The 13,523-nt window shown below is 53.8% G+C and carries 12 protein-coding genes, 1 tRNA gene and 1 pseudogene; 8 read left to right on the top strand and 6 right to left on the bottom strand.

Annotated features, from left to right (window positions below):
- Positions 1-118 precede the first annotated feature (118 nt).
- From L579_RS00355 to L579_RS00345, 3 genes and pseudogenes are all read right to left on the bottom strand, one after another.
- A pseudogene (locus L579_RS00355) lies at positions 119-1,301 on the bottom strand (tyrosine-type recombinase/integrase).
- 163 nt (positions 1,302-1,464) lie between these two features.
- Positions 1,465-1,541, bottom strand: a tRNA-Arg gene (locus tag L579_RS00350).
- Positions 1,542-1,636: 95 nt separating this feature from the next.
- Positions 1,637-2,137 carry a DUF1198 family protein gene (locus L579_RS00345; RefSeq protein WP_036624745.1) on the bottom strand — a complete coding sequence of 167 codons (501 nt, stop codon included), beginning with the start codon at positions 2,135-2,137 and terminating at the stop codon, positions 1,637-1,639.
- Positions 2,138-2,302: 165 nt separating this feature from the next.
- On the opposite strand from L579_RS00345, the gene folD reads away from it, so the two are divergent.
- Together folD and ybcJ are read left to right on the top strand one after the other, a co-directional pair.
- A complete protein-coding gene (gene folD, locus L579_RS00340) occupies positions 2,303-3,169 on the top strand; it encodes a bifunctional methylenetetrahydrofolate dehydrogenase/methenyltetrahydrofolate cyclohydrolase FolD (protein WP_021182321.1) in 867 nt (288 codons plus the stop codon).
- Complete coding sequence (gene ybcJ, locus L579_RS00335; protein WP_013508198.1) at positions 3,169-3,381, top strand: ribosome-associated protein YbcJ; 213 nt, start codon at positions 3,169-3,171, stop codon at positions 3,379-3,381. Before folD ends, ybcJ begins: the two co-directional genes overlap by 1 nt.
- A 112-nt stretch (positions 3,382-3,493) precedes the next feature.
- On the opposite strand, the gene cysS is transcribed toward ybcJ, so the two are convergent.
- Positions 3,494-4,879, bottom strand: coding sequence for a cysteine--tRNA ligase (cysS, locus tag L579_RS00330; RefSeq protein WP_021182320.1), 1,386 nt, complete (start codon positions 4,877-4,879; stop codon positions 3,494-3,496).
- Between the two features lie 220 nt (positions 4,880-5,099).
- Here cysS and ppiB point away from each other — a divergent pair, with 220 nt between their 5' ends.
- The 4 genes from ppiB (at position 5,100) to purK (ending at position 8,012) form a co-directional block, all read left to right on the top strand.
- Positions 5,100-5,594, top strand: a complete 495-nt coding sequence (gene ppiB, locus L579_RS00325) for a peptidylprolyl isomerase B (protein WP_021182319.1) — start codon at positions 5,100-5,102, stop codon at positions 5,592-5,594.
- On the top strand, positions 5,594-6,310 hold the full coding sequence (lpxH, locus tag L579_RS00320; protein ID WP_021182318.1) for a UDP-2,3-diacylglucosamine diphosphatase: 717 nt from the start codon (positions 5,594-5,596) through the stop codon (positions 6,308-6,310). The genes ppiB and lpxH overlap by 1 nt, the downstream gene beginning before the upstream one ends.
- 131 nt (positions 6,311-6,441) lie before the next feature.
- The gene (purE, locus tag L579_RS00315; RefSeq protein ID WP_013508194.1) at positions 6,442-6,951 is read left to right on the top strand and encodes a 5-(carboxyamino)imidazole ribonucleotide mutase; all 510 of its coding nucleotides are present in this window, start codon (positions 6,442-6,444) and stop codon (positions 6,949-6,951) included.
- Positions 6,948-8,012 carry a 5-(carboxyamino)imidazole ribonucleotide synthase gene (gene purK, locus L579_RS00310; protein ID WP_021182317.1) on the top strand — a complete coding sequence of 355 codons (1,065 nt, stop codon included), beginning with the start codon at positions 6,948-6,950 and terminating at the stop codon, positions 8,010-8,012. The genes purE and purK overlap by 4 nt, the downstream gene beginning before the upstream one ends.
- 132 nt (positions 8,013-8,144) lie before the next feature.
- On the opposite strand, the gene ybbP is transcribed toward purK, so the two are convergent.
- A complete protein-coding gene (ybbP, locus tag L579_RS00305) occupies positions 8,145-10,562 on the bottom strand; it encodes a putative ABC transporter permease subunit YbbP (protein ID WP_021182315.1) in 2,418 nt (805 codons plus the stop codon).
- On the bottom strand, positions 10,559-11,245 hold the full coding sequence (gene ybbA / locus L579_RS00300) for a putative ABC transporter ATP-binding protein YbbA (protein ID WP_036624740.1): 687 nt from the start codon (positions 11,243-11,245) through the stop codon (positions 10,559-10,561). Before ybbA ends, ybbP begins: the two co-directional genes overlap by 4 nt.
- Between ybbA and tesA the strand changes: the two genes are divergently transcribed.
- A complete protein-coding gene (gene tesA, locus L579_RS00295; protein ID WP_200864645.1) occupies positions 11,213-11,839 on the top strand; it encodes a multifunctional acyl-CoA thioesterase I/protease I/lysophospholipase L1 in 627 nt (208 codons plus the stop codon). The genes ybbA and tesA overlap by 33 nt on opposite strands.
- Before the next feature lie 290 nt (positions 11,840-12,129).
- On the top strand, positions 12,130-13,491 hold the full coding sequence (locus L579_RS00290; RefSeq protein WP_021182314.1) for a coiled-coil domain-containing protein: 1,362 nt from the start codon (positions 12,130-12,132) through the stop codon (positions 13,489-13,491).
- The last annotated feature ends 32 nt before the right edge of the window (positions 13,492-13,523 follow it).

The following is a 13,523-nucleotide window of genomic DNA, read 5'->3' as shown; positions in this document are numbered from 1 at the left end:
GAGCGCCAACCGAGGAAAATTCTCAATCGGAATCGCCAACCACTCTTTCCCCTCAGCCCTCACATGCATAAAACCATCAGAAAAATAAACAGTTACCCCAGCCATGACCCGATTCCTTTTAATTACCCCCATCCCGCAACCCATCCAAATAATCCGCATACCACTGCAACATCTCCCTCCGCCCATCCATGTACTGCGCATGGTTATACGTCCCGCGAATCGAATTCTTGTCCACATGCGCGAGCTGCACTTCAATCCATGCCGAGTTGTACCCCTGCTCATGCAAAACCGTGCTCATGGTATGCCGGAACCCGTGCCCGGTTGCCTTCCCATCGTAGCCAACCCGTTTGATCACCTGATTAATCGTGGCTTCACTCATCGGCTTTCCGGCATTGCTCCTGCCCGGAAACACATACTTCCCGCGTCCGGTCAGCTGCTGGATCTCCTCCAGCAACTCAACAGCCTGACGAGACAGCGGCACCGAATGCCTACGCCGCATCTTCATGCGTTCTTCGGGGATCTCCCAGAGTCCTTTACTTAAGTCGAACTCACGCCACTCCGCAGCGCGTAACTCAATCGTTCGCGTCCCTGTCAGCATCAGCAACCGCGTAGCGTACTGAGTCATCGTACTGCCGCTATAACCGCACAGCGCGCGCATAAACGCGCCTAACTCGTTATTCAGCAGATAAGGGAAATGCTTTTGCTTCGGGGGTTTCAGCACCGCCGCCAGATCAGTCACCGGGTTAATCTGCGCCCTGCCCGTTACGATGGCATGGGTGAAAATCTGCCGACACGCCTGGCGGGTTTTCTTCAGCTTATCCAGCACGCCGCGCTGTTCCATTTTCCGCAGCACTGCCAGCATCAGCATCGGTGTGATTTCAGTAATCGGCAGTTTGCCGATATGGGGAAAAATATCTTTGCGCAGGTATTCCAGAATGTCGTCAGCATAGCCTTGTGACCAGTTAGCCCGCTTGGTCCCATGCCACTCGCGCGCCATCGCTTCAAAGTTGTTGTTCACCGCGAGGATTTTGGCCTGCTTCGCCTCCTGCTTGGCCGCGCCGGGATCACCACCGGCTGCGAGTATCCTTTTCGCGTCTTCACGCTTTCCGCGCGCCTGCGCAAGCGTCACCGCAGGATACAGGCCAAACACCACGCGCTTTTCTTTTCCTGCAAAGCGGTATTTAAGCCGCCAGCTTTTACCACCAGTGGGGAAGATTTCGAGGTACATACCGCCGCCGTCAGCCAGTTTCCAGGCTTTTTTTCGGCTTAGCAGTCTCGATTTGACGGGCGTTGAGCTTCATTTGGGGGCATCTCACTCCATTGAACAGGCCAGTGCCCCCAATGATGCCCAGGTAAGTAAAGTTTTTAGCGGAACTGAATAGAAATCAAAAGACCAGGAATGCAGCATTGGCAAGGAGTTAGAGGGAATTCACAGACTAAAAAGGATATAGGAAGAAGAGGAGATGGCACGCCCTACAGGATTCGAACCTGTGACCTACGGCTTAGAAGGCCGGTGCTCTATCCAGCTGAGCTAAGGGCGCATATGCGGTTGCGTCGAATTATACGTTGGCACGCAGTCGCGTCAACGTTTTTGCACCTGCCAAGTGCAGAGTGCTGATGTTCTAACCAATCCCTGTCAATGACGCTTACGATAATCGCTCAGCGACACCAGATTACTCTCCTCATCCGCCTTGCCTTCCAGCTCCACGCCCGGTAAAAACGCCCCGTTAAACCGCTCACGCATCAGGTTCATCTCCTCACGGTCCGGCTCCAGTTCGCGCAGAAAGCCCATCGCCAGCAACAGTTGTTGCTGGGTGATCACCGGTGAAAAATGCGCCCGACTGAGAATCTGATGCCAGCGCCGCATGTTCTCTTCCCCGCCATCAACAATGCACACCTGCCAAATCAGCAGCACTGCCGCCGCGTTCTGCAAATGGTTTTCATTGTCGCCGGTGATGTAGTCAGTGAACTCCTTCGCCGCCTCTTTCCCCATCAGCGATAGCATCGATTCCACATGGACCGGCGGCAGTTGCAGTCGTTTACTCAGGGACTGAGCCGCATGGCGTGAACCGGCCGTCAGCAGGCGGAAGCCCACCACAAAAACCACCACTAAAGTCGCAAGGATTAGCCAGATCATAAACATTCCACTAAATTCATTGCCGGGCATCATACGGGTTAACGCGGGCAATCTGAAGTGACAAAAGCGCGCCTCAGGATCAATCTGTGCCTGACAGCGCGACGCGCTTCTGACAGAATAGGCGCCTTTCCCCGATTCAACATTACACAGTGGATTTCCTCTCTGATGGCAGCAAAAATTATTGACGGTAAAACGATTGCGCAGCAGGTGCGCCTTGAGGTTGCGGAAAAAGTACAGCAGCGTCTGGCGGCTGGAAAACGTGCGCCTGGCCTGGCAGTCGTTCTGGTGGGGGAAAACCCCGCTTCGCAGATCTATGTCGCCAGCAAACGCCGCGCCTGTGAAGAAGTGGGATTCGTTTCCCGTTCTTACGATCTGCCAGCAACCACCAGCGAAGCCGAGCTGCTGGATTTGATCGATGCGCTGAACAACGATCACGAAATCGATGGCATTCTGGTGCAGCTGCCGCTTCCGGCAGGCATCGATAACGTCAAGGTACTGGAACGCATCGTGCCGGACAAAGACGTTGACGGTTTCCATCCGTACAACGTGGGCCGTCTGTGCCAACGCGCGCCGAAGCTGCGTCCCTGCACCCCGCGCGGCATTGTCACGCTGCTGGAGCGCTACAACATCGATACCTACGGCCTGAATGCTGTGGTGGTTGGCGCATCCAACATCGTTGGCCGTCCGATGAGCATGGAGCTGCTGCTGGCCGGTTGCACCACCACCGTGACCCACCGTTTCACCAAAGATCTGCGCCACCATATCGAACATGCCGATCTGTTGATCGTGGCAGTAGGTAAACCGAACTTTATTCCGGGCGACTGGATCAAGCCGGGCGCGATTGTGATTGATGTCGGTATCAACCGTCTGGAAAGCGGCAAAGTGGTTGGCGATGTGGATTTCGAAGCGGCCTCAGAACGCGCTTCCTACATCACCCCTGTGCCGGGCGGCGTTGGCCCGATGACGGTCGCCACCCTGATTCAGAACACCCTGCAAGCGTGTGAAGAGTATCACGATGAGGAGAACGCATAATGGCGACGTTTTCTTTGGGTAAACACCCACATGTTGATCTTTGCGATTTGCTGAAACTCGAAGGCTGGGTGGAGAGCGGCGCGCAGGCCAAAGCGGTGATCGACGAAGGCGAAGTGCGCGTTGATGGCGCGATCGAAACCCGTAAGCGCTGCAAAATCCTTGCCGGTCAGACGGTAGAATTTGCCGGCCAACGCATTACCGTGGTGGCTTAAAAAACGTAGCGGCGCGATTTATCGCGCCTGTTGCTTCTAAAAAGCGCGATAAATCGCGCCGCTACCAGGCTGAAATAAAAAGGGCGAACATCAAAGCTCGCCCTTTTTTTCGTTACTTACGACGCCAGGTGGTGCCCTGCGGGCCATCTTCCAGCACGATGCCCAGCGCATTCAATTTATCGCGCGCCACATCAGCTTGCGCCCAGTCTTTCGCTTTACGCGCATCGTTACGCATCTTAATCAACGCTTCGATTTCAGCCACTTCATCGTCGTTGGCTTGCGCACCGCTTTGCAGGAACTGCTCCGGGTCCTGTTGCAGGATACCCAGCACATCCGCCAGCTGACGAAGTTTTGCCGCCAGCGCATCCGCCGCGGTTTTGTCTTCCGCTTTCAGGCGGTTCACTTCGCGCGCCATATCGAACAGCACCGAATAGGCTTCCGGCGTGTTGAAGTCATCTTCCATCGCGCTACGAAAACGCGCTTCAAACTCTTCGCCACCGGCAGCCACTGCGCTGACATCGGTATGACGCAATGCGGTGTAGAGACGCTCCAGCGCCGCGCGTGCCTGGTTAAGGTTATCTTCGCCATAGTTGAGCTGGCTGCGATAGTGGCCGGACATCAGGAAGTAACGCACGGTTTCGGCGTCGTAATGTTGCAGCACATCGCGCACGGTAAAGAAGTTGCCGAGGGATTTTGACATCTTCTCGCGATCAACCATCACCATGCCGGAGTGCATCCAGTAGTTAACATACGGGCCATCGTGCGCACAGGTGGATTGCGCCACCTCGTTTTCGTGATGCGGGAACATCAGGTCCGAACCGCCACCGTGGATATCAAAATGGGTGCCGAGTTGTTTGCAGTTCATCGCCGAACATTCGATATGCCAACCCGGACGCCCGTTGCCCCACGGTGAGTTCCACGCGGGTTCGTCGGCTTTGGACATCTTCCACAGCACGAAATCCATCGGGTTGCGCTTCACTTCGGCTACTTCAACGCGCGCACCAGCCTGGAGTTGTTCCAGATCCTGACGCGACAGCACGCCGTAATCTTTATCGCTAAGTACATCAAACATCACATCGCCGTTGTCGGCTACGTAGGCATGCCCACGTTCGATCAGGCGGCCAACCAGCTCGATGATCTCGTCGATATGACGCGTCGCACGCGGCTCCAGATCGGGCGGCAGAATGCCCAGCGCAGCGAAATCTTTATGCATTTCACCGATCATACGATTAGTCAGGGTTTCGATGCTTTCGCCATTCTCGTTGGCACGTTTGATGATTTTGTCGTCGATATCGGTGATGTTACGCACATACTTCAGCTTATAACCGACATAGCGCAGGTAACGCGCTACCACGTCAAACGCCACAAAAGTACGTCCGTGGCCAATATGACAGAGGTCGTACACCGTGATGCCGCACACGTACATGCCGATTTCGCCAGCATGAATGGGTTTGAATTCCTCTTTCTGTCGCGTCAGGGTGTTATAAATCTTTAGCATTGAACGGTTCCGTATTTAACGTGTGCGGGAAAGGCCTTTCCAGGCTAGCTGCGTATTGTGCCGTATTTTTTACTTCAGCGCGACGCCAGCATAGCAACTGTCGCTGCCTTGCTGACGCGTCATCACAATTTGTGATATAAGATGCGTCTACAAAAATGCCCGCTGCTCTGAGGCAGGCGCGGCAATCGACACCGACGACAACCTTTACAGGACGAGAATGATGGTCACCTTCCAGACGAACCACGGCGATATCGTGATTAAAACCTTCGATGACAAAGCGCCGGCAACCGTAAAGAACTTCCTGGATTACTGTCGTGAAGGTTTCTACGACAACACCATTTTCCACCGTGTGATCAACGGCTTTATGATTCAGGGCGGCGGCTTTGAGCCGGGCATGAAGCAGAAAGCAACTAAAGAAGATATCCGCAACGAAGCCAACAACGGCCTGAAAAACACCCGTGGCACCCTGGCGATGGCGCGTACTCAGGCTCCGCACTCGGCGACGGCTCAGTTCTTCATTAACGTGGCAGACAACGACTTCCTGAACTTCCGCGACGAAAGCCTGCAAGGCTGGGGTTACTGCGTGTTCGCAGAAGTGGTTGAAGGCATGGACGTGGTCGACAAAATCAAAGCGGTAGCCACCGGCCGCAGCGGCATGCACCAGGACGTGCCGAAAGATGACGTAGTCATCCAGAAAGTGACCGTTAGCGAGTAATGTCGCGCACGCTGTTTATCGCAGATCTTCATCTGTGTGAAGAAGAACCGGCAATCACTGCCGGTTTTCTGCATTTTTTGCAGCGGGAAGCGCATCAATGCGATGCGCTTTACATCCTTGGTGATCTGTTCGAAGCCTGGATTGGCGATGACGATCCCAACCCTTTGCATCAGCAAATCGCCGATGCGCTCAAGGCCCTGCCGGTGCCGACATTCTTTATCCACGGTAATCGCGATTTTCTGCTCGGTCAGCGTTTTGCGCGTGCCAGCGGCATGACATTGTTGCCAGAGGAACAGGTGTTAACCCTGTACGGTAAACGTCTGCTGATTATGCATGGCGACACCCTGTGCACCGACGATGAAGGCTATCAACGCTTTCGCGCTAAAGTGCACCAGCGCTGGCTGCAAAAGCTGTTTCTGGCCTTACCGCTCAGCTTGAGGATGCGTATCGCTGCCAAAATGCGCGCCAACAGCAAACAAGCCAATCAACACAAATCCCTGAGCATTATGGATGTGAACCAGCAGGCGGTGATGGATGCCATGACCCGCCAACAGGTGCGGCTACTGATCCACGGCCACACCCATCGCCCGGCGATCCATGATTTTGTTTTACAGGGTGAAAATGCCCAGCGCGTAGTGTTGGGTGCCTGGCATCAGCAGGGATCGATGATTCAGGTCGACGCCGATGGCGTCAGGCTTAGCGAATTTCCGTTCTGATTAACGGGCAATCTTGCCCGTTTTCCGGCCACGCAACCGTTTTCCTTGCTGCCATCTCATGCTATTCTCTGTGCCCTTCTTCACCTGCCCGCCCGGCCAGGTTCGTTTGTATATTCACAGGAGTTGACCGCATGTCATCCAACGCCGCCCCGGCTCGTATCGCCATCGTCATGGGTTCCAAAAGTGACTGGGCTACCATGCAGTTCGCCGAGGAAATTCTTAACAGCCTGGATGTCCCCTTCCATGTGGAAGTGGTTTCTGCTCACCGTACGCCGGACAAACTGTTCAGCTTCGCCGAAAACGCCGCGCAAAATGGTTTCCAGGTGATTATCGCCGGTGCTGGCGGTGCAGCCCATCTGCCGGGCATGCTGGCCGCCAAAACCCTGGTGCCGGTGCTGGGTGTCCCGGTACAAAGCGCCGCCTTAAGCGGTGTCGACAGCCTCTACTCGATTGTGCAGATGCCGCGTGGTATTCCGGTAGGTACACTGGCAATCGGTAAAGCCGGTGCCGCCAATGCTGCCCTGCTGGCCGCGCAGATTCTGGCAATTCACGACAGCGCGTTGGCAACTCGCCTCGCCAACTGGCGTCAGACCCAGACCGACGAAGTGCTGAACAACCCGGATCCGCGGGGGGATGCATGAAGCCGGTTTGCGTACTGGGAAATGGTCAGTTAGGCCGTATGCTGCGCCAGGCGGGTGAACCGCTGGGCATTGCCGTTTATCCGGTCGGGCTGGATGCAGAACCTTCTGCGCTGCCGATCGCACAAAGCGTGATCACGGCGGAAATTGAACGCTGGCCTGAAACCGCGCTGACGCGTGAGCTGGCAAGCCATCCGGCCTTTGTGAACCGCGATATTTTCCCGCGCCTGGCCGATCGCCTGACGCAAAAACAGTTGCTCGATCAACTGAACCTCGCCACCGCGCCGTGGCAACTGCTGGCGGATAAAAGCGAATGGCCGCAGGTGTTCAGCTCGCTTGGTGAACTGGCTATCGTCAAACGCCGCACCGGCGGCTACGACGGACGCGGTCAGTGGCGTCTGCGCGCCAATGAAACCGACACCCTGCCGGATGAATGCTACGGTGAATGCATCGTTGAACAGGGCATCAACTTCAGCGGTGAAGTGTCGCTGGTTGGCGCGCGTGGTCAGGATGGCAGCACCGTTTTCTATCCGCTGACCCATAACCTGCATCAGGAAGGGATCCTGCGCACCAGCGTCGCGTTCCCACAAGCCGATGCGGCGCAGCAGCAACAGGCCGAAGCGATGCTCAGCGCGATCATGCATGAGCTGAATTACGTCGGTGTGATGGCGATGGAGTGCTTCGTTACGCCGCAGGGCTTGCTGATCAACGAACTGGCACCGCGTGTCCACAACAGCGGACACTGGACGCAGAATGGTGCTTCCATCAGCCAGTTCGAGCTGCATCTGCGCGCAGTGCTGGGTTTACCGCTGCCGCAGCCGGTGGTGTATGCACCTTCGGTAATGGTCAACCTGATTGGTACGGATGTGAATCTGGCGTGGCTGCATCAGCCGTTGGTACATCTGCATTGGTACGAGAAAGAAGTGCGTCCGGGACGTAAAGTCGGCCACCTCAATCTGACCGACAGCGACCAGGGTCGTCTGGCTGCGGCATTAAATGCGCTGGTGCCGCTGCTGCCGGCGGAGTATGCCAGCGGTATCGCCTGGGCCGTAGAGAAGCTGTAATTAAAAGGTCGCCAGCAATGGCGACCTTACCCTTCCGTGGCGGCGCAATTTATCGCGCGGTTTTTCCCGCAGCGCGCCCTGAATTGCGCGATAAATCGCGCCGCTACGCCAGGAGGCATGTCGACCAGGCGATCACGCCGCCTCAAACCGCCTGAACAACGCCTTCCCTTTCAGCAAACGCACCCCCAGCCAGCCGCCGCACAACGACAGCAAAATCGCCCCGGTGATCGGCAGCGCCAGCCACAGGCTCCAGTCCGGTTCCCAGGGAAAATCGAAGATTTTGCGCTGCAAACCCCATAACGCCGCCTCAGCGCCCAGTGCTGCCGCAACCCCGGATACCACACCGAGCAAGGCAAACTCACACCACAGGGTGCCGCGCAACAGTCGTTTGCTGGCACCCAGTGTGCGATAAACCACCAGCTCCTGACGTCGTTGACGCATCCCGACCTGAATCTGCGCCAGCAGCAGCAGCACGCCACAGATCGTCACCAACACCACCATAATCTCCAGCGCCTGACTCACCTGCGCCAGCACCTGGCCGATTTGGCGCATCATGCTGCCGATATCCAGCAAACTCAGAGTGGGGAATGCCCGGTTGAGCTGCGCCAGCAAGGCAGGGTTATTCGCCATACGGAAACTGGTGAGCCAGGTTTGCGGCTGGTCATCCAGCGCCCCCGGCGGAAAGATAAAGAAGAAGTTGGGCCGCAAACTCTCCCAATCCACTTTACGCAGGCTGGTAATTTTGGCGCTGAACTGCTGGGTATCGCCGCTGAAAGTTAAGGTGTCACCCAGCTTCACCCCCAGACGATCCGCCAGCTCAGTCTCCACCGACACTTCCCCGACACGCGGCGGCCAACTCCCCGCTACCAGCGGATTGTGGTCCGGACGCTCCGCCTGCCATGTCAGATTCAGCTCACGATTCAAGGCGTTATCCATATTCGGATCGGCATCCTTACCGTTGAGCTGCGTCAGTCGGGCGCGGATAATCGGGTAGAAAGTCTCCGCTTTGATCTGATGCGATTGCAAGAAATCACGTACCTGTGGCACCTGTTCATGCGTCATATTCAGCAGAAAATAGTTGGGACTATCCGGTGGCAACTGTTGCTGCCAACGATCAAGCAGATCGCCGCGCATCACCAGCAGTAACGCCAGCAACATAAAAGAGAGTGAAAACGCCGCCAGTTGGCTGAGGGTCATTGCCGGTTGTCGCAACAGCCGGTTGATGGCCAGTCGCAGCGCCAGGTTACGCACCACCAGACGTCGCAACAGCAGCAAAGTGCCCCAGCCCAGTAACGCCAGCAACAACGCCAGCAACACCACACCCGCCAGCAACGCCCACAACATCTTGCTGCCGCCCATCAACAACGCCAGCAGGCCAATCACCACCAACGTCATCACTGGCAGATAGACGCGCAACGGCCAGACATTCGCCACCGCATCCCGACGCAGCACGCGTAATGGCTGGGTTGCCAGCAATAACCGGTAAGGACGCATCCCCACCAGCAGCGAGATCACGAACATCGCCCCCAACGACCACAACCACGGCCAGAAACTGGCCGCCGGAAGTGCCGCAGGCAGCACCGGTTTCAACATCGCCAGCAGGATGATTTCAATGCCCTGTCCCAGCACGCTACCCGCCACCGCCGCCAGCAGCAATACCGCCAGCCACTGACCGATGATCAAACGTTGCAGCACCTTACGCGTCGCACCGAGGGTCTTCAGCACCGCCACCAGATCATAGCGGCTGCGGCAATAGTGGCTCATAGCCACCGCCACCGCCGCAATCGCCAGCAGCAAAGTCAGCAAGGCGGAGAGCAACAAAAATTGCTGCGCGCGCTGCATCGATCGCCCCAGTGCATCTTCTGAGTTTTCCACGCTAATCCAGCGTTGATCCGCCTTGAGCTGTGGCTGGATCCAGCTGTCATAGCGCGCCAGCGGAGCAGGATCGCCTGAGAACTTGTAGCGCCAGCTCAGGCGGCTGCCGGGCTGAATCGCGCCGGTTTTCTCCACATCCGCCAGGTTCATCAGCAAACGTGGTGCGGTCTGGAAGGGGTTAAAACCCGCGTCAGGTTCCTGAATCACTTCACCGGCGATACGCAGCGTGGTATCGCCCACGTCAATCTGATCGCCGGTTTTCAGGTTCAACAGCGCCAACAATCGGGGGGCTGCCAGCACCGTCCCTGCACGAGGACGCAAGCCGGGCGGATCGGTTTGCAGGGTGCCAAACATCGGATACGCATCATCCACTGCCTTCACATCCGCCAGCTGTGGCGTTTCCTGCGCAAAGGTCATGGTCATAAAACTCAGTTGAGGGCTGACTGAAAGTCCCTCGTGCCGTGCCTGCGCCAGCCAGGCTTCCGGCACCGGCGCGCTGCTGCGCAAAGTACGATCCCCGGCCATAAAATCACGACTTTGCTGGCTTAACCCTTTTTCCATGCGATCGCTGATCGACCCCAGTGCCAGCACGCAGGCCACCGCCAGCGTCAACGCCAGCCAAACGATCAACAAGGAGGGCGAACGCCACTCACGCCAGAACCAACGCCAGATCATGACTCCTCCCACAATTTGCCATCACGCAACCGCAGACGACGATCGCAACGCGCCGCCAGCTGCTCATCATGGGTAACCAGGATCAGGGTGGTGGCAAAATCACGGTTGAGGGAGAACAGCAGATCGGCGATGCGATCGCCGGTCTGACGATCGAGGTTGCCAGTCGGTTCATCAGCAAACAACAAGCCAGGACGACCATTAAAGGCGCGGGCGAGCGCCACCCGCTGCTGCTCGCCACCGGAAAGCTGGGCGGGAAGATGATGCAACCGCGCTTTCAAACCGAGCTGCGTCAGCAACTCGACCGCCTGATCGCGGCTTTCGCGGTCGCTGACGCCACGCAATAGCGCGGGGAGCTGGACGTTTTCCAGCGCATTCAACGTCGGCACCAGCATAAAAGATTGAAAGACAAAACCGACTTCCCGCGCGCGCAACGCCGCACGCTGCTCCTCGTCCATGCTATGTAACGGCTCGCCCAGCAGATGCACTTCACCGCTGCTGCCATCGTCCAGCCCGGCAAGGATACCCAGCAGAGTAGATTTACCCGAACCGGACTCGCCAATCAGCGCAATGGTCTGGGCGGGTTTGACAACCAGCTCAACTCCGGTAAGGATGGTCAGCTGATGCTCTCCCTGACCGACGGACTTAGTAAGATGATGAACTTCAACAATGTTTTCCGCTGGCATTATTCCTTCCTGTTGTTATTACTTCTGCTGGTGTCACGTCTTGCTGCGGCCGATACGCTGCTGGTGCTGGGCGACAGCCTGAGTGCCGGTTATCGCATGTCCGCGAACGTCGCATGGCCGAGTTTGCTCGACAAAGAGTGGCAGCAGCAGCCCAGAATTATCAACGCCAGCATCAGTGGCGATACCGCCGGTCAGGGGCTGGCGCGTTTACCGGCGCTATTAAAACAGCATCAACCGCGCTGGGTGTTAATCGAATTGGGCGGTAACGATGGCTTGCGTGGCTTCCCACCGCAAAATATCGCCCAGGATCTGAGCAAAATTATCGACGATGTGAAGGCGGCAAAAGCGCAGCCGCTGCTGATGCAAATTCGCATACCGGCAAATTATGGGCGTCGTTATACGCAGGCGTTTAGCGCGATTTATCCGCAGCTGGCACAGCAGTACAACATTCCTCTGGTGCCCTTCTTTATGGAGCAGGTGTACCTGAAACCGGAGTGGATGCAGCAGGATGGTATTCACCCGAATCCGGATGCACAGCCCTTTATCGCAGGGGTGATGGCGAAAGAACTGGCTCCGCTAGTAAAGCATGATTAACGCAGGCGCGTGATTTTTAACAGGTAAAGTTATGCAAAAAAACATAAGACAAAAAAATAATTGATAAAAATCAGATAATTACAAAGATTCCTTGCCATGATGGCGACATTTTGGCGGCAGAGAAATTTTAGCATCTGATTTTTGTTCGTTTTATAATCTGATGATTACTCGTCAATTGTCAATTGAGTTCATTTTAATGGTTGTACAGATGTCACCCAGATGAAACCACCTACATGGTTTTCTAAATCTAATTTAGATAATCTATATTCAAACAAATGCCGGATGCTAAAATGAACATACAGCAAAAAGAAAATGTATTACAGCAAATTGATTCCTTTGAAACCTTAGATTTTAAAAACCTAATCGCAGAAAATTTTAAAAATGATGGTGACATTAGCAAAATAACGATTGGTGATGTTATCGTTAGTGATTTTATTACTCTGGTAATCAAGGTTTTCACCCACTTCAAACAAGAATTAGACGACTTTAATTACTTAACCCTACCTTTCAATTATTCTTATGGCGGTGACATTGGGAATGGAAACCTTCAAAATGATTTAGCGAGTTTCATTACCAATGCAAAAAATAGAAATTTCACACACTCTCTAAGCTTCATTATTCGACTAGCATATTACCAGCGAACAAATGGGTTCTGGGAAGTAAATACAAGGCGTTCATTCAAAAAAACGGAAAGAAGAATCACAGAGGAAAATGACTTACTTGAAACCAAAAAATTAATCATTGAAAAAAGAAATTCTGAATTAGATTCATTTATTTCCAAAGCAAATGAATCTGAAGAGAGGTTGAACAATTTTATTGATGCAAGTCACAATAGGATAAAAGCACTTGAGTCATCACTTCAGAACATAATTAACCAGAGTGATAACATTAATAATATGTTTTCCACTGCCTCTGGTGTTGTTGAGAAGATAAACTCTCAATTGGCACTCAGCGAAAATAAGAAGAAAGACATAGACACTCTTCATGAAGATGCAAAGAAAGATTTTTCTGAAATAAAAACCATCTTATCTGACGTAAAAATTGAAAACAGTGAAAATCAAAACACATTTGATAAACTAAAGACTACATTTGAAGAAAAGTTAAGCTTTGTTGAAGACAAGCATGATTTTTTTGTTGAGAGAAATGATTATTTAAATGACCTAATCGGTAGGGAAGTTGGTGCTTCACTCTTCGAAACTTTCAAACAAAGGAAAAACGAACTTTCTCCTTCAGTGACCTTTTGGAAGTGGGCTGTCCCTGTATTAGGCATTCTATGTTTGATATGGATTTCACTGTTATTCTATTGGAGTGCATCACTGCAAATGGATTATAAGGTCCTAATTGTAAATTCTTTAAAAGCTTTGCCCGCAATTGGTTTATTGTTGTTTGGTATTGCACAATATGGAAAAGAGCGAAACTATCAGGAGGAGTATGCCTTTAAGTCAGCAGTGGCACTAACTTTAAATGCTTACGCAGATCAACTTCTAGCTTCTGAAAACAAAGACGCTCTAATTCTAGCATCTGTGTCTTCAATTTATAAATCTCCTATTCACCACTCTAAAATTAAGATTGAAGATAGTAAGACTGCATTAGACTCATTATCAGATTTGATTTCAAAGATAAAAGAAATTGCCCCCACAAAAAAAGACTGAGTTATCATGCAAGGAGTGAAATAATTCACTCC

It is taken from the genome of Pantoea sp. AS-PWVM4 (assembly GCF_000468095.1).
In the GTDB taxonomy this organism is placed as follows: domain Bacteria; phylum Pseudomonadota; class Gammaproteobacteria; order Enterobacterales; family Enterobacteriaceae; genus Pantoea; species Pantoea phytobeneficialis.
This window is presented reverse-complemented; position numbering and strand designations above follow the sequence as displayed.

What these genes read in the sequence shown, in the direction of transcription:
- lpxH (WP_021182318.1), top strand. Translation starts at nt 5,594, where the DNA reads ATGTCGCGCACGCTGTTTATCGCAGATCTTCATCTGTGTGAAGAAGAA.
- ybcJ (WP_013508198.1), top strand. Translation starts at nt 3,169, where the DNA reads ATGGCGACGTTTTCTTTGGGTAAACACCCACATGTTGATCTTTGCGAT.
- ybbA (WP_036624740.1), bottom strand. Translation starts at nt 11,245, where the DNA reads ATGCCAGCGGAAAACATTGTTGAAGTTCATCATCTTACTAAGTCCGTC.
- tesA (WP_200864645.1), top strand. Translation starts at nt 11,213, where the DNA reads ATGATGAACTTCAACAATGTTTTCCGCTGGCATTATTCCTTCCTGTTG.
- folD (WP_021182321.1), top strand. Translation starts at nt 2,303, where the DNA reads ATGGCAGCAAAAATTATTGACGGTAAAACGATTGCGCAGCAGGTGCGC.
- cysS (WP_021182320.1), bottom strand. Translation starts at nt 4,879, where the DNA reads ATGCTAAAGATTTATAACACCCTGACGCGACAGAAAGAGGAATTCAAA.
- purK (WP_021182317.1), top strand. Translation starts at nt 6,948, where the DNA reads ATGAAGCCGGTTTGCGTACTGGGAAATGGTCAGTTAGGCCGTATGCTG.
- L579_RS00290 (WP_021182314.1), top strand. Translation starts at nt 12,130, where the DNA reads ATGAACATACAGCAAAAAGAAAATGTATTACAGCAAATTGATTCCTTT.
- purE (WP_013508194.1), top strand. Translation starts at nt 6,442, where the DNA reads ATGTCATCCAACGCCGCCCCGGCTCGTATCGCCATCGTCATGGGTTCC.
- ppiB (WP_021182319.1), top strand. Translation starts at nt 5,100, where the DNA reads ATGGTCACCTTCCAGACGAACCACGGCGATATCGTGATTAAAACCTTC.
- L579_RS00345 (WP_036624745.1), bottom strand. Translation starts at nt 2,137, where the DNA reads ATGATCTGGCTAATCCTTGCGACTTTAGTGGTGGTTTTTGTGGTGGGC.
- ybbP (WP_021182315.1), bottom strand. Translation starts at nt 10,562, where the DNA reads ATGATCTGGCGTTGGTTCTGGCGTGAGTGGCGTTCGCCCTCCTTGTTG.